Origin of the sequence: Aquiflexum sp., from assembly GCF_041751335.1 — a bacterium.
Classification (GTDB): Bacteria; Bacteroidota; Bacteroidia; order Cytophagales; family Cyclobacteriaceae; genus Aquiflexum.
This window is the reverse complement of sequence record NZ_JBGSXS010000148.1, coordinates 1-21,033: the sequence shown is the minus strand read 5'-3', so window position 1 is coordinate 21,033 and position 21,033 is coordinate 1. Positions and strand designations below refer to the sequence as shown.

General features: G+C 37.7%; 22 protein-coding genes and 1 pseudogene. 10 read left to right on the top strand and 13 right to left on the bottom strand.

What is annotated here, in order from left to right; translation table 11 throughout:
* Positions 1-7 precede the first annotated feature (7 nt).
* Positions 8-1,111, top strand: coding sequence for a PLP-dependent aspartate aminotransferase family protein (locus tag ACEW8U_RS08075; RefSeq protein WP_373521530.1), 1,104 nt, complete (start codon positions 8-10; stop codon positions 1,109-1,111).
* A 160-nt stretch (positions 1,112-1,271) separates the two neighbouring features.
* On the opposite strand, the gene ACEW8U_RS08070 is transcribed toward ACEW8U_RS08075, so the two are convergent.
* The 4 genes from ACEW8U_RS08070 to ACEW8U_RS08055 form a co-directional block, all read right to left on the bottom strand.
* Positions 1,272-2,810: a YifB family Mg chelatase-like AAA ATPase gene (locus ACEW8U_RS08070; protein ID WP_373521529.1), complete on the bottom strand. Its 1,539-nt coding sequence runs from the start codon at positions 2,808-2,810 to the stop codon at positions 1,272-1,274.
* A 78-nt stretch (positions 2,811-2,888) separates the two neighbouring features.
* The gene (locus ACEW8U_RS08065; protein ID WP_373521528.1) at positions 2,889-3,254 is read right to left on the bottom strand and encodes a hypothetical protein; all 366 of its coding nucleotides are present in this window, start codon (positions 3,252-3,254) and stop codon (positions 2,889-2,891) included.
* Positions 3,255-3,286: 32 nt separating this feature from the next.
* Positions 3,287-5,119 (bottom strand): ABC transporter ATP-binding protein, encoded by a 1,833-nt coding sequence (locus tag ACEW8U_RS08060; protein WP_373521527.1) that lies wholly within the window; start codon positions 5,117-5,119, stop codon positions 3,287-3,289.
* Between the two features lie 140 nt (positions 5,120-5,259).
* Positions 5,260-6,966, bottom strand: coding sequence for a hypothetical protein (locus tag ACEW8U_RS08055; protein ID WP_373521526.1), 1,707 nt, complete (start codon positions 6,964-6,966; stop codon positions 5,260-5,262).
* Positions 6,967-7,012: 46 nt separating this feature from the next.
* On the opposite strand from ACEW8U_RS08055, the gene ACEW8U_RS08050 reads away from it, so the two are divergent.
* Both ACEW8U_RS08050 and ACEW8U_RS08045 read left to right on the top strand, forming a co-directional pair.
* On the top strand, positions 7,013-7,531 hold the full coding sequence (locus ACEW8U_RS08050; RefSeq protein ID WP_373521525.1) for a DUF4143 domain-containing protein: 519 nt from the start codon (positions 7,013-7,015) through the stop codon (positions 7,529-7,531).
* 296 nt (positions 7,532-7,827) lie between these two features.
* Positions 7,828-8,493: an FAD-binding oxidoreductase gene (locus ACEW8U_RS08045; RefSeq protein ID WP_373521524.1), complete on the top strand. Its 666-nt coding sequence runs from the start codon at positions 7,828-7,830 to the stop codon at positions 8,491-8,493.
* A gap of 71 nt (positions 8,494-8,564) precedes the next feature.
* Here the strand turns inward: ACEW8U_RS08045 and ACEW8U_RS08040 are convergent, their stop codons facing one another.
* From ACEW8U_RS08040 to ACEW8U_RS08005, 8 genes and pseudogenes are all read right to left on the bottom strand, one after another.
* Positions 8,565-9,809, bottom strand: a complete 1,245-nt coding sequence (locus tag ACEW8U_RS08040; RefSeq protein WP_373521523.1) for a hypothetical protein — start codon at positions 9,807-9,809, stop codon at positions 8,565-8,567.
* Between the two features lie 66 nt (positions 9,810-9,875).
* A complete protein-coding gene (locus ACEW8U_RS08035) occupies positions 9,876-10,601 on the bottom strand; it encodes a DoxX family protein (RefSeq protein WP_373521522.1) in 726 nt (241 codons plus the stop codon).
* Positions 10,602-10,661: 60 nt separating this feature from the next.
* On the bottom strand, positions 10,662-10,985 hold the full coding sequence (locus tag ACEW8U_RS08030) for a hypothetical protein (protein WP_373521521.1): 324 nt from the start codon (positions 10,983-10,985) through the stop codon (positions 10,662-10,664).
* Between the two features lie 72 nt (positions 10,986-11,057).
* On the bottom strand, positions 11,058-11,351 hold the full coding sequence (locus ACEW8U_RS08025) for a winged helix-turn-helix domain-containing protein (RefSeq protein WP_373521520.1): 294 nt from the start codon (positions 11,349-11,351) through the stop codon (positions 11,058-11,060).
* A gap of 1 nt (position 11,352) precedes the next feature.
* Positions 11,353-11,967, bottom strand: a complete 615-nt coding sequence (locus ACEW8U_RS08020; RefSeq protein WP_373521519.1) for a hypothetical protein — start codon at positions 11,965-11,967, stop codon at positions 11,353-11,355.
* A gap of 245 nt (positions 11,968-12,212) precedes the next feature.
* Positions 12,213-12,458 (bottom strand): type II toxin-antitoxin system VapC family toxin, encoded by a 246-nt coding sequence (locus ACEW8U_RS08015; protein ID WP_373521518.1) that lies wholly within the window; start codon positions 12,456-12,458, stop codon positions 12,213-12,215.
* On the bottom strand, positions 12,452-12,676 hold the full coding sequence (locus ACEW8U_RS08010) for a hypothetical protein (protein WP_373521517.1): 225 nt from the start codon (positions 12,674-12,676) through the stop codon (positions 12,452-12,454). Before ACEW8U_RS08010 ends, ACEW8U_RS08015 begins: the two co-directional genes overlap by 7 nt.
* 108 nt (positions 12,677-12,784) lie before the next feature.
* Positions 12,785-13,403 (bottom strand): annotated as a pseudogene (locus ACEW8U_RS08005) (Uma2 family endonuclease).
* 344 nt (positions 13,404-13,747) lie between these two features.
* Here ACEW8U_RS08005 and ACEW8U_RS08000 point away from each other — a divergent pair.
* The 6 genes from ACEW8U_RS08000 (at position 13,748) to ACEW8U_RS07975 (ending at position 19,154) form a co-directional block, all read left to right on the top strand.
* Entirely contained in the window at positions 13,748-13,927 is a 180-nt protein-coding gene (locus ACEW8U_RS08000; RefSeq protein ID WP_373521516.1) for a hypothetical protein, read from the top strand.
* 38 nt (positions 13,928-13,965) lie between these two features.
* Entirely contained in the window at positions 13,966-14,679 is a 714-nt protein-coding gene (locus tag ACEW8U_RS07995) for a hypothetical protein (protein WP_373521515.1), read from the top strand.
* Between the two features lie 55 nt (positions 14,680-14,734).
* On the top strand, positions 14,735-15,364 hold the full coding sequence (locus ACEW8U_RS07990; protein ID WP_373521514.1) for a hypothetical protein: 630 nt from the start codon (positions 14,735-14,737) through the stop codon (positions 15,362-15,364).
* Entirely contained in the window at positions 15,361-15,879 is a 519-nt protein-coding gene (locus ACEW8U_RS07985; RefSeq protein ID WP_373521513.1) for a peroxiredoxin family protein, read from the top strand. Before ACEW8U_RS07990 ends, ACEW8U_RS07985 begins: the two co-directional genes overlap by 4 nt.
* Before the next feature lie 3 nt (positions 15,880-15,882).
* Positions 15,883-18,054, top strand: a complete 2,172-nt coding sequence (locus ACEW8U_RS07980; protein ID WP_373521512.1) for a peptidase domain-containing ABC transporter — start codon at positions 15,883-15,885, stop codon at positions 18,052-18,054.
* A gap of 95 nt (positions 18,055-18,149) precedes the next feature.
* Entirely contained in the window at positions 18,150-19,154 is a 1,005-nt protein-coding gene (locus tag ACEW8U_RS07975) for a hypothetical protein (protein WP_373521511.1), read from the top strand.
* Between the two features lie 34 nt (positions 19,155-19,188).
* Here ACEW8U_RS07975 and ACEW8U_RS07970 read toward each other — a convergent pair whose 3' ends face one another.
* Complete coding sequence (locus tag ACEW8U_RS07970; protein WP_373521510.1) at positions 19,189-19,800, bottom strand: Uma2 family endonuclease; 612 nt, start codon at positions 19,798-19,800, stop codon at positions 19,189-19,191.
* A 216-nt stretch (positions 19,801-20,016) separates the two neighbouring features.
* Between ACEW8U_RS07970 and ACEW8U_RS07965 the strand changes: the two genes are divergently transcribed.
* The gene (locus ACEW8U_RS07965; RefSeq protein ID WP_373521509.1) at positions 20,017-20,934 is read left to right on the top strand and encodes a hypothetical protein; all 918 of its coding nucleotides are present in this window, start codon (positions 20,017-20,019) and stop codon (positions 20,932-20,934) included.
* Positions 20,935-21,033 lie beyond the last annotated feature (99 nt).

Genomic DNA, 21,033 nt, shown 5'->3' with positions numbered 1-21,033 from the left:
CCCAACCATGAAATTAGAGACGATTGCCATCCATGCAGGTACTATCATTGAAGACAAAAATAGACCTGCTGTCCAACCCATCACACTTTCTACAACTTTCGAACATGTAGAAGGATCACCGATTTATTCAAGGGCTAATAATCCCAACCGTTTGGCATTGGAGCAGGTCTTGGCAAGATTGGAACACGGAGAGGCGGCAGCGGCCTTCTCTTCTGGGAATGCTGCTGGAATGGCGGTTTTTCAATCTTTGGAACCAGGTAGCCATATCGTAGCTCCGGATGACATGTACCATGGGTTGAGGAGTTTGCTCGTCAATGTTTTCAAGGGAATACTTGAAGTGACATTTGTGGACATGACCAATGTTCAAAATGTGGAGGATGCCATTACTTCGAAAACAAACCTGATTTGGGTAGAGACCCCCTCCAATCCATTGTTGCAGGTTTCAGATATCAGAAGAATTTGTGAAATAGCGAATGATAAAAAGATCAAAGTAGCCTGTGACAATACCTTTGCCACCCCGGTTTACCAAAATCCTTTGTTGTTGGGCGCTGATATAGTGATGCACAGCACGACAAAATATCTTGGGGGTCACAGTGACATATTGGGAGGTGCTTTAATTACAAAATCCAAAGAGGGTATTTGGGAAAAAATTAAAATGGTGCAACAAGTCGGAGGTGCAGTGCCTTCCCCATTTGATTGCTACATGCTTACCAGAAGTATTAAGACGCTGCCTTATCGCATGAAAGGACATGCTGAACATGCTGCAATCTTAGCGACTTTTTTGCAGCAACATCCCAAAGTGGATAAGGTATATTACCCTGGGCTGATTTCCCATCCCAATCACCTGACTGCGGCTGCCCAGATGTCCGGTTTTGGAGGAATGTTGTCTTTTGAAGTATCAGGAACGGCAGATGATGCTGATAGGGTGATTTCACATTTGGAATATTTTACCAATGCAACAAGTTTGGGCGGGGTAGAAAGTCTGATTGAAAGAAGAGCGGCTGTGGAAGGTTCAGATACAAAAACCCCTCAGAACCTGCTTCGAGTTTCAGTAGGACTAGAGCATTTGGACGACTTATTGGAGGATTTAGATCAGGCTTTAGATAAATAAAGGCTGTCCAGAAACAGCCTTTAAACTTTTATTAAGGGTAAGCTTAAAAAGGGTGACCAAAAAAGCAACTTATTCGTATTTCTCCGAAAGTAATTAAAGATATTTAATTATGAAAGTTTTAACAACACTATTTGATTAATGGAGTAATTGTTGGTTTAAACTAACCTGCCCAACCTTCTCTATCCAGACTCCTGTACTGTATTGCCTCTGCAAGATGCTCTACTTTGATTCCCTCACTTTGGGTCAAATCTGCTATAGTTCTGGAAACTTTCAGGATACGGTCATAAGCCCTAGCAGACAGTCCCAATCTTTCCATTGCGGTTTTCAACAATGCTTTTCCGGCTTCATTGATCTGACAGATTTCCTTTACCATATGGGAAGGCATCATGGCATTGCAAAAGATGTCAGGCTGACTCTTAAATCTTTCAATCTGAACTTCCCTACCTATAATCACCCGCTCCCGAATAGATTTACTGGATTCAGATTTTCTGGTGGAAGTCATCTCTTCAAATTTAACCGGTGTCACTTCTACATGAAGGTCAATCCTGTCCAATAAGGGCCCACTTATTTTGTTCAAATAACGCTGTACAATACCCGGACCACATACACATTCCTTCTCCGGATGGTTATAATAACCGCATGGGCAAGGGTTCATACTCGCTATCAGCATAAAATTGGCAGGATAATCCACAGAGACTTTTGCCCTGGAAATGGTCACTTTTCTTTCTTCCAAAGGTTGCCGCATCACTTCCAAAACAGTTCGTTTGAATTCCGGAAGTTCATCTAAGAAGAGCACGCCATTATGAGAAAGAGAGATTTCTCCTGGTTGGGGATTCCCGCCCCCACCGACCAAAGCCACATCACTGATGGTATGGTGGGGTGATCTAAATGGTCTTTGGGCAACCAAGGAGGCATTTTTTCCCAACTTACCTGCTACCGAATGGATTTTGGTTGTTTCCAATGCCTCCTGTAATGATAATGGAGGAAGGATTGAAGGCAGTCGTTTGGCCAACATGGTTTTACCTGCACCAGGAGGACCTATCATGATGACATTGTGCCCACCGGCAGCAGCTATTTCCATGGCCCTTTTGATATTTTCCTGACCCTGCACATCTGCAAAATCAAATTCAAACTGCTCCAGAGAACTATAGAAAATATCCCTTGTATCTGTAATCAAAGGAGGAATATCCAATTCCCCTTCAAGAAAGCGAATGGCGTCTTCCAATGTACTGACTCCTATGATATCAATATTATTCACAATTGAAGCCTCAGAAGCATTTTCCTCAGGAAGTATAAATCCTTTGAAGCCGTTTTTTCTTGCCTCAATAGCTATGGGCAATGCCCCCTTAACAGGCCTGAGATTACCATCAAGGGAAAGTTCTCCCATGATGATGTAATTTTCCAATTCTGGAAATAGGACCTGTTCGGAACCTTTCAATATTCCCAAAGCGATGGGCAAATCATAAGATGAACCCTCTTTTCTGATATCAGCAGGAGCGAGATTTACCACGACTTTTTGTCTTGGCATGCGGTAACCGTAATATTTAAGTGCAGATTCTACTCTTTGCTGACTTTCTTTTACAGCACTATCCGGTAGGCCTACCATATAAAAACTTGTGCCTTGACCGACATTGACCTCAATCGTAATTAGCTTGGCATCTACACCTGAAACCGCACTGCCAAAAGTTTTTGCTACCATGTTTTAAAATTTTGGGTATAAAAAAAGGAAACCTAAGCGGTTTCCGAAGATACTGAATTTAGCCAAAATATAATTGGCTTATTTAAAATTTTGTCGGGGTTTGATAACAGAAGGGTCTTTGTCATCTTCCACTTGATCAATTTTTCTTTCAATATTTTTGAGTTTGACTCCCTGTTCCAGATCGTAAAGTTTTGCTTTCAGTTCCTTTTTTTCATTTTCTTTTAATGAGATTTCACCTTCCAACCCATTCCTAACTATTTTCCCTGTTCCCCAAGCAATAAGGAAAAGGACTGTTCCCACCAATAAGAAAGAAACTATCGTTCCTGTATTCAGTTCATCAATTCCAAAAAGCCCTTTGAGGCTGTTGAATGACAGAAAAAAAACCAAACTTACAGCAAAAAAAAGCGCTACGGTAAGGTGCATGATTTTATTGATTTGTCTCATAGGTGTATGTCTTAATATTTTTGTCTAATATACTAAACAGACTGCATTGTGGAAAGTTTCCTGTAAAGTCCTTCTACTTCCATCAACTTCTGATGGGTTCCTCGTTGTACAATTTGTCCTTTCTTGATAACGAGAATTTCGTCTGCATGTTGGATAGTGCTTAGTCTATGGGCGATAACTAGGGTGGTTCTGTTGTTCATTAGGTTGGTCAGTGCTTCCTGCACCAATTTTTCAGATTCGGAGTCCAAAGCTGAAGTTGCTTCATCCAGGATTAGGATTGGGGGATTTTTCAACACCGCCCTTGCAATACTCAGCCTTTGACGCTGTCCACCTGATAGTTTGGATCCCCTTTCTCCAATTGAGGTTTGATACCCCTTTTCCAATTGTACTATAAATTCATGAGCATTGGCAATTGTGGCCGCTTCGATGACCTTTTCTTCTGAAATTCCCTCAAGACCAAAGGCAATATTGTTGAATACAGTATCATTGAATAAGATGGATTCTTGGGTGACTATACCCATCTGTTTTCTCAAACTTTCGATTTCTATTGACCTTAATTCTCTTCCATCTAAGGTGATGGATCCTACTGAAGGGTCATAGAAACGAGGAACCAAATCCGCCAAGGTAGACTTACCACCTCCTGATGGTCCGACTAATGCAATGGTTTTACCTTTTTCGAGTTTGAAACTGATTTCTTTCAGTATTTGATCTTTTTCATAGCTGAACGACACTTGGTCAAAAACAATCCCCTCATGAAATCCATCTATTTCCGTAGGGTTATCAATATTTTGAATCCTGGTCTGTGTGTCCACTACCTCAAATATTCTTTCTGCTGAAGCCAAACCTCTTTGAATACTGCTTGCTGCTCTTGAGATTTCTTTCGCGGGATTTAAAACTTGGGTGAAGATGATGATATATGTGATAAAATCCGAAGCGCCTAAATCAGAATTGTTGCTCAAAACCAGACTCCCTCCATAAACCAATATTCCGGCCACCACAGTGACACCCAAAAACTGTGAAATAGGTGAGGCCAGTTCATTTTTCCGGGCCATGGAAATATTCACATCAGAATAAAAGTCAGTTTCTGAATCAAATTTATCCCTGATGTATTTTTGTGCTCCAAATGCTTTGATGACCCGCATCCCTCCAATAGTCTCATCAAGAATATTGACGATCCTGCCCAATGATTCCTGGCTTTCGATGGCGTTTTTCTTTAATCTTCTGGTAATTCCACCAATAATTGCACCCGAGACCGGGATCAAAATAATGGTGAAAAGGGTCAGCTTGACAGACATAAAAAACAGTACTGCAAAATATAGGATGATGGTAGCGGGTTCTTTGAAAACCACACGAAGGGACTGCACAATGCTGTTTTCCACTTCCTGAATGTCATTGGTCATTTTGGACATCAGGTCGCCTTTTCTTTCGTTGGAGAAATAGCCAATGTGCATCTTGGTGACCTGTTCAAAGATATTCAATCTCATTTTTTTGATCACTTCTGCCCTAACTTTCGCCAAAACTACCCCAGAAAGGTATGTGAAAAGATTGGCGAGGAACACTGATAATACGATTATGAGACAGACATAAAGCAGCGTTCCAAACTTGCCATAGGTATCAGAGATATGTAAAAAATAATAGTTGAATAAGTGGAGGAAATAATCAATGGAAAATGAAAAATCAGGTTTTTCCAGGAATTTAGTCAAATCAGCAGGTTCGACCTGTTCAAAGATGACATCAAAAAGGGGCTTTAAAAGGGTGAAGTTCAGCAATCCAAAAATGATTGCTAAAAGGGTGTAAATCACATAAATTGGAAAATATCGACGGTAGGGCCTGGCGTATGATAAAATCCTGAGATAGGTATTCATGCTCTATTTTCTGATTTTCGCGCAAGTTAAGGAATATAACTCAATTCAAGTTTCAAATCCGAATAAGGTCTAATTCCGCTTATCTTGGTACTTGGTACTTGGTACATTGTTCAACTCGTCCGCCGCGGCGGATTGTGCTCTCAATAATTAAAATCATTCCTCACCATATTCATCCTCAAAGAAAACTGGGTGAAAGTTGTGGATTCCGGAGCTGATAAATCCTGTGCGGTTCTTCTTCTGTAACTTTGGCTGAAATCCAAAAAAACATTCTGCTTGATCATGTAGCTGAGGTTGAGATTGGCCATGGCTACCCTGTTTTCTATTCCCTGACCGATTACATTGCCGAAAAGACCGATTCCTGTGTTAGGATTGGTTCTGTTTTTAAGGAGATTTTTGCCATAATTTACATCAGGGGAAGGATCATCCCCATAAAACTGATATAGCCCTGTAAATGTCCCAAACAGTCTTGGCAAGAATTCAGGCTGATATCTGAGTATCCCGATCACTTCCCTGAAGTTGGCACCCAATGGATGTGTCAGTGGGGTCCGGTAATTGGTGTAGGATTGTAAATCGAATTTTTCCTGGAAGGTATAAGGTCTTACCTGATTGTATTCCAATTGAAGGTCCAAGTTCCTTGCGCCAAAGACTTCTATGTATTTGTATCCGGTTTGAATGGCATGTTTGTTCCTGATGGAGTTTTTCCCATCGATTCCAAAAAATTCCCCAAAGACAAATTCATCCAAAGCAAACTGCCCGTATAGCTGCATGCCAGGAGTAAAATTCCATTTGAAATCTGTGCCCATCATCACCTTATCCGGCGTGCCCAATTGATGTTCCACCCATCTGTAGAAAATAATGGGATTCAGGTAATTCCAATCAAACTGGTTTTTCATCACCGATTGGAATAAGCCCAAATTGAAGTTTTTTCCAATATTGGTACCCAATCGGTATAGCGAAAACCATTTTTGTGGATACCGTCCATCTGTTGGTCTTCCCTGACCATCAAGGATGATGTCAGCAGTTTGCTGAGCCCATAGGTTGGTCAGTTGGAACCGCCAGATTTTGGTGTTGATCTTGACAAAAGCATACGGGTTGGAAAAATCAGATAAGATCATAGATCGGTAACCTTCCCCGATGAAATTTCTATCATGCCCCAATTGGGCCTCAATATGTTTGGTGACATTAAAGCTGATATGCCCCATGGCTGAGAAATAACCATAGCCCTCACCATCGTATCTTTTCCAAAATCCTTCTCCCGGAACTGCCCCGTTAAGCTCGGTATATTCTTTAACCCAAGAAGGGAAAATAGTCTGTGTTGTGGTGAAGTAGGAGTAAAATGCCACTTTTCTATCAATGCTTCCCCTAAGTTCCACACCTCTCGAATTTCTGAACCGCATATTTTCCTGTCCCGGTTCAAATCCTGCAGATAGGTAAAGTACAGGGTTGAGATGAACATCAAAAACTTCATCTCGATAGTGTAAAAAGTCTGAGGGTTTTCTGTAGAGCTTTTTGAATATCGGATTTTTGGAATCTGCTGTTTCCCAGCTGACAAATTCCCAATTGTCCTTTCTCAGATAATCGAAATTAAATTGGTCTGCATGGGAAAAATGTACCAACGCCTCTTGTGAAGGAACATAATCCAATGAATCCAAGAATCCAGCTAAATGATCCCTTCTAAAGGGTTTGAAACCTGTCTGGAAACTCTCATTGTTTTTACCGTTTTTGATCTCATATCTTTCTATCATATGGTAATAATCCCGATTGTAAGGGACATAGGCACCTTGCCCATATGATTGCGAGCCAAAAAGTAGCAATAAGGAAAAAGCGAAAACCAATTCTTTTTTCATACGGGGTGAAGCTAAATCGCTGTAAAGCTAAAAAAAGTAAAGTAAAATGAATATCCATAAATATTTAAAATCTCAAAAAATTAATATTTCAGTCCCTGGAATCATCAACTATTTATATGCCCTTACCAATGCTTATATAGTTCATAAAGTTCCGAGGTCTGAGATAGGGGGACTGAAAATTTCCGAAGTAAGAGAAAAATATTATTACGAAGATTTGGGATTACAGAATGCTATTAGGTCATTTAATCCTGCGAGGGATTTACATAAACTTTTGGAAAACCTTGTCTATTTACACCTAAAAAGGAAAGGGTATTCTGTTTTTGTTGGTAAATTGGGAGATAAAGAGGTTGATTTTGTAGCTGAGAAAGAAGGAGTAAAAATGTATTTTCAAGTGACTCTGTCGATGGTGGAGGAATGCACCAAACAAAGGGAATTGGGAAATCTGGTGTTAATTGAAGATAATTATCCGAAATATGTAGTGACTTGGAACGATCCTTTTGGGACAGGGGATTGGGAAGGTATCAGGCATTTGAATGCCTTGGAATTTTTGACCAATTTTGAATAGTGTTATGTTTGTATAATGGAGTTCTTGCTGTTGATACCAAAAAGTCCTCAAAGACAAACTCATCCAATGCACACTGACCATAAAGCTGGATGCCTGGTATCATTGAACGATAACCTTCCCCGATGAAATTTCTATCATGTCCCAATTAACCCTTGATATGTTTGGTGACATTAAAACTAATATGCCCCATGGAAAGTAAAAGAAAATGAAAGAGTCTTAGAATATTGTCTGGTGGAAATAAAATCAAACAATATCTCAGTGAGACGTTTACTATAATAGAACCAAAAGATAAAAACATGTCAGATATAGTTGAAATTTTGAATATTCAAAGGATTACCCACGATGTGAAACTGTTCAAAACCAATAAGCCTGCTGATTATGATTTTTTACCCGGACAGGCTACCGAGGTGGCGATCAACCAAGAAGGTTGGAAAGAAGAAAAACGACCATTTACATTTACCTCTTTACCAGAAGAGGAGCATTTGGAATTTGTGATCAAATCTTATCGGGACCACGATGGGGTCACTAAGAAATTGGAGACCCTTTCCATTGGAGATGAGTTATTGATTGATGATGCTTGGGGAGCTATTCAATATAAAGGTAAAGGTACATTTATAGCAGGTGGTGCAGGTATCACTCCATTTATATCCATAATCAGATCGCTCCAATCCAAAGGTGAAATAAAAGGAAACCGTTTGTTTTTCGCCAACAAAACAGGCAAAGATGTAATCCTTGAATCCTATTTCAGTGATTTATTAGGGAAGGATTTTATTTCAGTTTTGGATCAAGAAGTGAAGGTGGGCCATAAATATGGTCGGATAGACAAGAATTTTCTTAAAGAAAATGTAACCGATTTTTCACAGGAGTTTTATGTTTGTGGACCGGAAGGTATGGTCAAGGCAATCAGTCTAAGTTTGGAAGAACTTGGGGCCAACCCGGAAGGAATTGTTTTTGAGAAATAATAAATGATGTTTAGTCAACCTGAAGGTAAAAAGCCAGAAGACCTTCCTATTGGTAGGTTTTCTGGCTTTTTTTATTGAAATCCAAAAATAAGAGGAAGTATAAAAACCATCAAAATAGCCCAAACCATGTAAATCGGAATATATTGGACGATTGATTTTCCAACCGTTGATATTTCACTTTTGTGCAAGACCGTTTTCGTTAGATTTTTTGCAACAATCAGCAGATGGATTAGCATCAATGCATTGGCACCAAGAACAGCTATCCTGTTAGGGGAAATTCCCCATTCCGAAATACGGTAGATAATTGCTGAGAGTGCGATTAGATTTACCACTGTAGTAACCACAGCCAAGAATAGAAGAATCCAAGTTCCGAATTGATTTTTATTCCTGTTAGCACTTTCTGCAACAGAAAAAAAGATCAATGCCATTACACCAATCAATAGCAGATTGAAAATCAAAAGAAATTCCCGGTCGTTATATGGGTCCTTTCCAGAGATGACAATGGCAGATAAATACACAACAAGCATCACTAAAACCAAAGGACTGAACAGTTTGGCAATGACAGGAGAGACTTTATTTACCAATTGAGGATTATTTTGGGTTAGAAAAGCAGCAACAACAGGGACCATGGGCAGCCCGAAAATCACGATATATTGAAAATAAAATTCTTCAATCTTTAATCCTATCAATTCAAATAATCCCAAAGTAATGCCGGTCATCAATCCACCTGCGATCAGCAAAAGCCCTGACATGACCGCCAAATCCCCATTGAACCTAAGGAATTCAAGTCTTTTCAGATAATTTCGAGGTTCATTGCCCAAAAATGAAAATCCAAACATTCCCCATAGCACCAGTGGCAAATGGATGCAGGCCAAAATCAAAGTGTTGCTTTCGGGGTTATTTGGAAGTGAATTGATGAACACTAAACTGATCAAAACAACAGCGGCAATCATGAAAATTTTGTTAGCAGGTAATTTGTTATTTTTGACAAAATAGGCTGTTAAAGCAGTGAGGGCAATGATGCTGGTATTCCTTGGATAAAAGAATTCCTCATCAATGGAGAAGATTGCGGGAAATTTGATGAATATTCCAGCAATAAGGGAGAGCAGTGCTACTAACCATAGTTCATTCTTGGTTCCCCAAAAGATGGAATCGGATTCGTAGCTTAGTCTTTCTTGCCAAAATTCAGCTAGCTTATTGCCCTGGACTTCTGGATAAACCCGGTCAAAAGACTTTTTGAAGTCAGATTTATTTTTTCTGTAAAGAGTTTCCAGGTATGCCGGATCTTCGATATGGGTAATGATTTCTTCATGCATGTTCTTGTAAGTTTAAGGTAGTTGGATTTAGGTTATTTTATTAAAAAGCCATTCTTCATAGTCGTTTTATAGCTTACTTTTTTCAAGATTTTCCAAACATTCGTTTAGGGGTTTGCCTGAGACATGAATACATTCGCAAATCTCTATTCCCACTTGCTCATAATCGGTATTAATAAATTGGGATTTACAATCTTCCAAGGAATTTCTGGGCATCACTTGATATCCATAATTTGCAAACCAAACGGTAAAACCCATAATAGAAATCACCCCGATAAAAAACAGAAAGGGGAATTTGTATTCATATTTATTTGGTTTAGGCAAGGTTACTTTTTTGGAAAAGCGGCTAAATGGAAAGATGTATTTCAATTTATCAAAATGCCAAGCTAGGATGTAAAGATTGGCCAAAACCATCAAAGGTGAGCTCACAATAGAACCTTCAAATCGAACTGCAAAGGAAAGAATCCAAATATTAACAATAATAGGTAAGTACAATAAAGCGCCTAAGAGCACAGTGCCGGGAATTAATAAAAATACCCCTGCTATAACTTGGGCGACTCCGATAAACGTGTAATAAAATCCCGTGTGATGCAATGCTTCCAGATAGGCTCCCATGGGATGTAATTCCGACAATCCACTTGCAAATCTTTCCCCTAGGATTTTTACCATGCCTGCTACAATGAATGCATAGGCCAATAGAAATCTGCAAAGGATGGAAAATATCCAATGCCATCGATTTTGCTTGATTTTGATATAATACCCCTCCAAAGTTGAGGAAATACTGAGTAGTGTCATTTACCTTTGAATTTCAATTTTTTGAAAAAGAAGTTAGGGTTGATGTTTTATTGCTGGTGATCAATCCCAATGTCCTGTGACTGCGAAAGCCATTACCGCACTGATCCAAATCGCCCCGAAGTATAGTATGGTGCTGAAAATGATGGCTATAAGCTTCCTGTTTCCAGCAGGAAACCAGTGGAAACCCATCAGGTAGAAAAACGCTCCAGCAAATGCTCCACCGATTGGAATAATGGTGAGCGGGAAATACATCCAGGATTCGAAGATATCCTCTTTGGTTAGGATCAAGAACAGCAGGCAAGCCAAAGGAAGGCTAGCACCGAGGGCGGCAGGAATAAGCAATTCTTTGATGGACAATGGATGGATTGAAGATGAAGGATTCATAGTTTTGTTTGTTTTCTAGTATTTTGATTAATTGAAAGTACTTTGTATTTCAAAGTAAGTATTTAAATTTTTTTAAGGTTTATTTTCCTTGATTAGATTTTCCAGAAACTCCAGGTGTGATTTGAAAGCCTCTTTGCCAGCATTTGTAGCCGAATAATTGGTCAATGGCTTTCTGCCTTGAAATGATTTTTCTACCATGATATATGATGAATTTTCAAGATTTTTTAAGTGAGAGGCAAGGTTGCCGTCCGTAACTTCCAACAGCTCTTTGAATGAGTTAAAATCGAACTGCTCATTGACCATCAGAATGGACATAATCCGCAGCCGGATGACATTTTCAAACGCTTTGTCGTAATTCCCCTTCACGTTATCGGTCGTATTTATAATACATCATCGATCCATAAATCACATGTAACACACCAAAACCAAGCGCCCAAGTGATCAATCCATAACCTGGAAAGAAAGCAGAGATAATCCCTAGAATCAGTTGGCCATATCCCAAATATTTGATGTCACCCAGTGTGAATTGGGAGGCATTGACCAAAGCTAAGCCGTAGAAAATCAATGTGGCAGGTGCGACCACAATCAGATAACCCCTAAGTACTAAGGCCAAACAAAAAATCCCTCCGACCAATACCGGAATGAACAGGGCCTGTAAGAATCGCTTTCCTGCCGGATTCCAAAGCTTGGTGGCGATGCGTTTACTTTTCTTTTGACTAAGTAGGTATGCACTTCCTACAGACAGCGATAAAATGATTAAAGCCAATACAATGAGTTTGGGGAAAACAACGGAATCATCAATAAAGGTGGTACGAAATCCATAAGGTGGATTCGGGAAATAAATCCATAAATAAGCAATGGTGGCACCTATAAGGGCATAGATTCCGGCCAATACTCCGGACAGCCCGCTCAATGACAGAAAGCGGGTACTCCGCTCCATCATGGATTTGATCTCGGCTAATTCTTTTTCAGCATTTTTCATTTTAAAAGTACTTTGAAATACAAAGTAAATCAATATTTTCTTAAATTGATGTTGTCAGGTAAAAATTTAACAGAAATTAATTTTTCATTCCAATCACAACCAATTCCCTCGAAAAGATATTACTTAAGCATTAAGCCTTTTATTCTTGAAAAGTGTTTTTTATTTTTCGTCAAGACTGGCAAATCGTTCATCATTGCAGTTGCAGCGATAAAAATATCCCTAAACTCGATCAATTTATTTTCTTTCTATAATTGCTGATAAATCATTGCTGATTTTTCTGAAATGGATTTTGTAAAAGATAGGACCGGAATATCTTCCGTAAGCATTTTTACATCTAGCCATTTTTGAGGACTTGTTGCTCCAATGTAAAGCTCATATAATGTGACGGAACTGATAAAAATCTTGGTTTCATTTGACAAGTCATATAGCTGGGTTTTGGATTTGTCTTTTGCCCGCAAAAAATCAATAAATATTCCAGTATCAATTACCATTCTTTAACTTTCCATTGATTAAAATGTTGTTGTACTTCATCAAATGACTTAATGTCTTCATCTGTCCAAGTTGAAATATTCAAAATTTTATTTTTCCAATTTTTCATTTCAAAGGATTTATCATCTTTGGATTTATCCAATATGAAGTCAAGGAAATCATTCACTTGTTTCTGATAGTCTGGTGACAACTGATTATATTTTTCTAATATGTCATTCATAGGATAAATAACGATTTAAATCATTCAAGAGATTTTGAAAACTCATATTATTTAATTTCTCAATATACTGATTTATTGTTTTTGAATTATTTAATAGCCAAAAAAGTATTAAACCCCATCCAGTCCCTCAAACAACTCATCCAAATCCAACACAAATCCATCTATACACCCAGATTCCACATGGTCCCCCAAAGTAAAAAGTTTGGAAGGAATATATTTTCCGTCGGACAGTGTATAGACCAAAAGCGTTTTTTCATAAGGATGGATAATCCAATATTCCCTGACACCACTTTCCTCATATACCTCATATTTGTTTTGGAGTTCTTTTTTATTGTTGCTTGGGGAGAGGATTTCCATAATCAGGTCAGAGGCACCAACATAGCCCAATTCATCCAGTTTTTCCGGATCACAGACTACACAGATATCCGGCTGCACTACAGTGGTAATGTCTTCATGCTTTTTGGATTTCGCAGGAAGGCGGACATCAAAGGGGGCTGAATAAACCTTGTATTCTTTATTTTTCCAAATGGATAAACAATTTGGCAAATATTCTCCCAGAGAGCTCCTGATGGATCCTTCTTGGTGCAGCTGCAGCCTGTTTAAAAACCTTTCCTTTGATCAGTTCGACCATATGGTCTATTTCCCAAGTCAGGTAATCGGCATAGGTATACAATCCGTAATGGGAATAGGGTTCTTTAACCATGTTTTTTTCTTCATCCTCTTCCATATATCTAAGTTAATGAAAATGATTTTTGGATTAACCAAGTAATAGTAATAAAAGACCAAATAAGGTTCTAAAATCCAATATCCATTTAAATTGTACTATAAATATTTTTAAAATAATTTAAATAAGATTGATTGTTCTGTTATTTTTTAATTTACATAATTATTCGTTTGAATGGGGGGGGTGAAAACGAAGTAATTAGAATATTGTTCTGCTTATTACTATTGAAATAGTACAAATTCATATGAGTTATTGATGATCAGCAAGTTAAGGATTTGGATTATTGATTCCCAATCCTTAAGTTCAATTGTCTTTTAATTATTATTCACTTTTTACAAACAAAAATCATGAAAACTTTAAGTATTGAAAAAATGGAGAATTTGAGTGGAGGAACTGTTTGTTTTGGTTTCGCAGTAATCCATGATCAAATGTGGGATGCCTTCCAAAATGATCCCTCTGAGGAAAATTTCCTTTATTGGGCGGCATCCTTTGCTGCCCTTGTTCATTGTACTACATCTTACCAATGATTTGAAATCCCCACTCTTATTTTATATTTAAAATAGATATGAAATTATTGATTAATATATTTGTATTTTACAATATTTTATTTGGATTCACGCCAAATGATGAGAGTGGGGTTTATTTTGGGAATTTCCTAAATAAGAAAATTTGTATCATACTAAAAGTAGAATCAAATCTTGTATTTGGATCCTATTCTTTCAATGGTATTGATAAAACTCCATTTTTTGGGTTTATTGAAGATGGTATAATTCAATTTCAAGATCATGAAGGTTTGATAATAGAAGAAACACCAACTTCAATAGAATTAAATGGAAAATATATGGTTTTGACTTCAATTTTAGGTGAAAAGCAATATCAATTAAAAAAAATTTCGAAAAAACTTGATTTGGATTTATTTGCCCTATTTAAAAATACAAATGATAAAGATTGGAATTTAGTTGGTACTTGGAAAACAGTTGAAGCCTATAAAAAAAATGTAAAATTTAATAGTAAAGAAGTAAAACAAGGATATAAGAGGACATACCTTGAAGATGGTAGAGTTGTTTCAGATATTAGAACACTTTCTGAAATGAAAAAACTTGGTATTACTCAATTTGTCCCAGATATGAATTGGCGGACTGTATCAAACAAACTGATATTATCAATAGAAACTGGCCATCCGGCTTCAGGTTCAAATTTGATATATGAATATTTAATAGTAAATGATACTTTAATTCTTGAGAAAGAGGACATTAAATATATTCTTATTAGGAATTAAGCAGTTTGATTTAAAACCCGATTATTTTAATCATCCAAATTAGAAAATAATAGCTGTGAAAACATTTTTAATTCTGATTTTGCTGAAATTTACAATATTTTATTTTTTAAGGTTCAATATCGATTATGAATCTTTATTTTATGCTTCTTATGATGATGAGGTATTAGATATTATAAATAAAAACAAAGAAAATTTAAACTGGAAGTATAAATATTTGTTTCCAACTATATTTATTTTCATACAACTTATAATAAAGACCACAGCAATTAGCCTTATAATATATACAGGTTTGTTTTTCGTTAATTCCATAGAAGGAACCAAATCTTTGGCAATTATCTTCAGTTCTGTTTGTATTGCCGAGCTTATTTTTGTGATAGAGAAGGCGGTAAATTTGCTTGTTTTTATAGCAAAACCTGACCTTACCCTTGCGTTTATCCAACATTTTTCACCGGTATCGCTATATGGTTTGCTTGGTCAGGAAATTGGTATAGATTACCTGAATTATTTTCTGAAATCTATTAATCTTTATGAAATAGTATACATATTGGTATTGGCCTTTTTGATATCCGACAATCTCGACTTGGGTTTTTCAAAGTCCCTTAAAACCACTTTTTTTTCTTATGGTTCCTTAATGGCATGCTGGGTTGTTTTTGTGACTTATTTAATATTGAATATTAGCCCATGAAGAAACAGGTTAAATTTATTTTGGTAATAGTCCCTTTCATTTTTGTTTCCATTATGGGTATTATGATTATTGGGAAAATTGAGGAAAAGAATGAAACCTTGGACCGAATATCCGTTTTACCGCCTTTTCAATTCCAATCCATTTCAAGTGATGAATATTATAGTGATAGAGATTTGCCTCAAGGGAAAATGGTTTTTATTTTCCATGTTAATTCCACATGTGATTTCTGCCGGTATGAGGCTATGCAGATAGCTAAAAATATTGACAGTTTTCGAGGAAGCACATTGGTTTTTGTATCCTCAGAAGAGAAAAAAGATATGATGGAATTTGCCAGAGAATTTAGTCTCTGGAATATACCTCAGGTAGTTTTTTTGCAGGATGTCTCCTTGGAGTTTTCCAATATTTTCGGTTTTCAATCTATTCCAGGCACAATTGTTTACGGTAAGGACAGGAAGCATTTGGCAACATTCAAAGGAGCGGTTAAGGCTGAAAAATTATTGGAATTAATTGAATAGAAAATGGTTGATCTGAAGGCAATCCGAAAGTCATATGTAAAGCAACAGGATCAATCTGATTGTGGAGTCGCCTGTATGGTTTCCCTTGTCCGGTTTTTTGGGGGAGATTGTAGTTTGGAGAGCTTAAGGGAAGCAAGCGGGACCAACAAACAGGGTACTACATTATTGGGACTTTATCAAACGGCCCGGGTTTTAGGATTGCAGGCAGAACCCTTGGAGGCTACGGAAACAACACAATTGAAATCTCTGAATTCACCTGCGATTTTGCATGTAGTCTTGGAGGAAAAAAGGCAACATTATGTCATTTACCATGGATTTCTGAATGGGAAGTATATTTTTTTGGATCCTGATAAAGGACTGGTCTTTATGGAATTGGCAGAATTGGACATGCTATGGAAGTCAAAAGCATTGCTCTCACTTTATCCTAATGAATCATTTGAGCTAAAAAGCACACAAAATTCACAGAAGAAAAAATGGATCATTGATATGGTCCATGAGGATATGCCTGTATTTGGAGCCTCGATTGTGTTGGGTATTATGGTCACCGTATTGGGTTTGACGACTTCCATTTTTTCCCAAAAGCTTATTGACGAGATTCTACCTGAAAGGCAGACTGAAAAACTGGTAGTAGGGATGGTTTTGGTGGGTATTTTGTTGCTGGGAAGGTCGCTTATTAGCTATGTAAGAGGGAGGTTATTGGTCAAGCAAAGTAAGGATTTTAACTTACGGATGATTTCAGGATTTTATGGTAGCTTACTTCGACTTCCGAAAAGTTTTTTTGATAACCGGAAAACCGGAGACATGGTTGCCAGAATGAATGATACGCGGAGGATCCAGCAGGCAGTATCTTTTCTTGTCAGTGAAATAGTAGTGGAAGTTTTGCTTGTGATAGTCACTCTAATGGCAGTTTATTTGTATTCAAATCCGATTGGTCTTTTGGTATCAGTGGTCTTGCCATTTTATTTTTTCTTGGTGTATCATTTCCATAAGCCTATCAGTTCCCATCAGCAATCTGTGATGAAATCTTATTCCCTTACTGAGAGCCACTACATCGATACTTTACAAGGGGTTGGAAGCATAAAGGCACTGAACAAAGAAGTTAACTATGAAAAACTAAATGGAAATATTTATGGATATTTTCAGGAACAGGTATTTAAGCTAGGTAATCTTGGGATTAGCTTTGGTTTGGTTTCCAATTTACTGGGAATTGTTTTTATGGTTTCGGTATTGGCATATTCTTCCCATTTGGTTTTACTGACCGAACTTCAGATTGGTGAAATGGTGGCCATACTTGGTTTTTCCGGAATGATCATTCCGGCTGTGGGCAAACTCGCCATGGCCAATATTCAGCTTCAGGAGGCAAAAATAGCTTTTGACCGGATGTATGAGTTTGTGTCGGCCAAACCGGAATCTATACATGCTGTACATCCTGTTCCGGAGAATATTCATACCCTTGATGTAAAAAACATTAATTTCAGATTTCCGGGTAGAAAAAGTTTGTTGAAAGATATAAATCTTTCCATCGAAAAAGGAAAACTTATTACCCTGTTGGGAGAAAGTGGTGGAGGGAAAAGTACCTTACTTCAGATCTTGATGAAATTCTACGATGCCGGTTCGGGAAATATTTTTATCAATGGAAGCCTGAAATTGGGAGACCTAAATACAGGTGATTGGAGAAGATCTATAGGTTACGTTGCTCAGGAGACAAAGATTTTTAATGGAACTTTATTGGAAAACATATGTCTTGATGACATCAATACACATGGGGATGCTGTTATGGGGTTTTGTAAGGAAATAGGTATGGGTAATTTTTTTGAATCCATGCCACAGGGGTATATGACTTTGGTAGGCGAAGAAGGAATAAATCTATCGGGAGGACAGAAACAACTTGTGGCACTGGCTAGAGCGCTCTACCACCAACCCAAAATTCTGTTATTGGATGAATTTACCGGAGCCATGGATAGAAATACAGAAAACATGATGTTGGAGTTGCTCCAAAAACTAAAGGCTATCATGCCGATGTTATTGGTTACCCATAAAATCCGTCCAGCTTTGCAATCTGATTTTGTATATATACTTGAAAATGGAGTTATATCGAATAAAGGACTTCCTTCTGAGCTCCTTCAAAAAGATAATCTGCTGTCATTGGCTTATAGGGATACAATGGTTTTGTAGAAAATTACTTTCTTTGAGAATATGAAACTTAGGTCTTTTAAACTATTGGTTTTAAATTCATCATAAAGATTTATTGAAACAATAATTAAAAATTCATGGATTTTCCACTAAATAAAATTGCAAAAATTTCATTTTCAAAAGCTCTCGCCAATTTCCTGAAAATCGGATTTGGCGTTTTTTGGCTTATGATTGTGATGATTATTCTTTTCTATTCTCCCATCAATCTAAATGCCCAGGATACAAGTTTTGAATATTTCTCCGATCAGAAATATTCCGGCTATCCAATTATCACTTTCAAAGAAAATTTCTTTAACCAGCCTGTCTACTTAATTGATGGGGTCAAATCAAGACCTAAGGAAGTTAGGGCATTTATGGAAATCATGCCGGGTGATGCCAATGAGTTTGGCAACAACAATACAAAACTGGCAGTAGGTTCAGCCTTGCGCTATGCCGCACTTGCAGTAATAACAGGGACAGGGGTATTTTTATTTACAAATGAACTTACCCCACAAAATATACGTCCCTGGCTTTTTACTAATGCGTCAGGAGTTACATTAACTACAATAGGTTCATCTATGGTGACAAATGCCAAGCGCAAAAATTCAAAATTGATTGAAAACTATAATTATCTTGTAGCAAGAGAGAACATTACCGGGCCTTACCTCAGGATGGATGTGAGATTAAATTTTATAGGAGAAAAAATAGATATCTATGATGGTCCAAACCTGTTGGATAAAGCGAGGATAAGAACACTGATGGAAGAAAAGCCAGAAATGTATGCAGATTACAAAAAGGCATTGAACAAACAGAAAGTTGTTTTAGGCTTGGACCTGACCGGATTGGTTGTGAGTCTATTGACCCTTACATATATAGTTTCTCCCCGGTCTCAACCCTCCACTCAAAACAGCCTGTTGATTCCATTTGTTTTTACCGGTCTTGGCTTGGGTATTGCATCCAACCAATTTAAAAGAAGCGCAAGGAACCTGACTAGACATGCACTTGACAGGTATAATTTCGGTAATCGTTATGTACCTGTAGTCAGGCAACCATCCATGGAGTTTTCAGGGCCTTCGTTCACCTTATTCAGCAGGAGTTTTTAAATCGGATCAAATAAATAGTAAGAAGAATTCATTATCAATCAAGCCCTGTAAACAATTCCTCCAAATCCAACACAAATCCTTCTATACATCCGGAAGCCACATGATCACCTAAAGTGAAAAGTTTGGAAGGAATATATTTTCCATCAGCAAGCGTATAGACCAACAGTGTTTTTTCATAAGGATGGATAATCCAGTATTCCCTGACACCACTTTCCTCATATACCTCATATTTGTTCTGGAGCTCTTTTTTATTATTGCTTGGGGATAGAATTTCCATAATCAGGTCAGGGGCACCTACACAGCCCAATTCATCCAGTTTTTCCGCATCGCATACCACACAGATATCAGGCTGTACAACGGTTCGGATGTCCTCATGCCTTTTGGATTTCGCAGGAAGGCGGACATCGAAGGGGGCTGAGTAGACCTTGCATTCTTTTTTTTCCAAATGGATAAACAATTTGGCAAATATTCTCCCGGAGACTTCCTGATGTAACCTCCTAGGTGCTGCTGCGGCCTGTCTGAATACTTTTCCTTTGATCAGTTCCACCATATGGTCTATGTCCCAAGTTAGATAATCGGCATAGGAATAGAGCCCATAACGGGAATAGGGTTCTTTGACCATGTTTTTTTCTTCCTCATTTTCCATAGGCCTAATTTAGGGAAAAATTAAATTTGTCGGGTTTCTAATTAAGGTTTTAATTTTTTTATATTTATAGTTGATATTAGTTAAAAGTTATATTAATCATTTGTTATTGGTATGTTAAATAATCAGACTGGTATATCTTTTTTTGGGAGTAACATTTTGAAGACTTTCCGTATTCTTCATTTCAATTCCCAATTTTTATTCAAATCCAGAAAAATCTTGAGTGTATTATTTTTATGTTTTTTTTCAATAGTATCGCACGGCCAAGACACAAGCTTTGAATATTTCTCTGAAAGCAAATACAAGGATTATCCGATCATCAGTTTGAGGGAAAACTTTTTTGGAAATCCAGTTTATTTTATTGAAGGGACTAAGGCCGGTTCCAAGGAAGTCAGGGCATATATGGAGATCATTCCGGGTGACGCCAATTTATTTGCGCAAACCCATACCAAGACTATCTCAGGTACTTTTCTTGGAATTGGTGGGCAAGCACTAGTACTTGGTGCCTTGGGTTATGTGTATAACAACAGAAGCGGGCTGAACAATGATATTGTAAGAAATTGGTTCTTTATGACTATTGGTGGTGGAATCACATCGGGGATCGGAAGGCAAATGAACAGGCAAGGGGTCAGAAAAATCAATGGCCTTATTGAAAACCACAATTATTTGGTTAATCAGGACCAATTGGGAAGTGTTTATCTGAAAATGGATTTCAGACAAAACTTCTTTGGAGAAAAAATTGATATCTATGATGGTCCAAATCTATTGGATAAAGCGAGGATAAGAACCCTGATGGAAGAAAAACCAAAAGTTTATGCAGATTATCGAAAAGCCCTGAACCAACAAAAAATCAGTTTTGGTTTAGATATGACTAGTTTGGCGGTGGATATTGTGGTGATTGCTTATATTATTTCTCCTCAGTTCCAGTCCTCCACCCCAAGCAACCTATTGATACCTTTGATCTTTACCAATATAGGCTTAGGTATAGCTTCCAGTCAATATAGGAGAAGTGCCAGGAACTTGACCAGGCATGCTTTGGACAGGTATAATTTCGGTGATCGTCTTGTCCCGATAGTCAAGCAGCCTTCCTTGGAGTTTAATGGGCCATCTGTCACCTTGTTCAGTATGGGCTTTTGAAACCTTTGAAACTATTTTTTTTCTAACAGCTTGTCAATTAGGGTTTTGTTGATTTCCTGAATGATTTATTTCAATCATCAGTCAAGCCCACTGAATAAT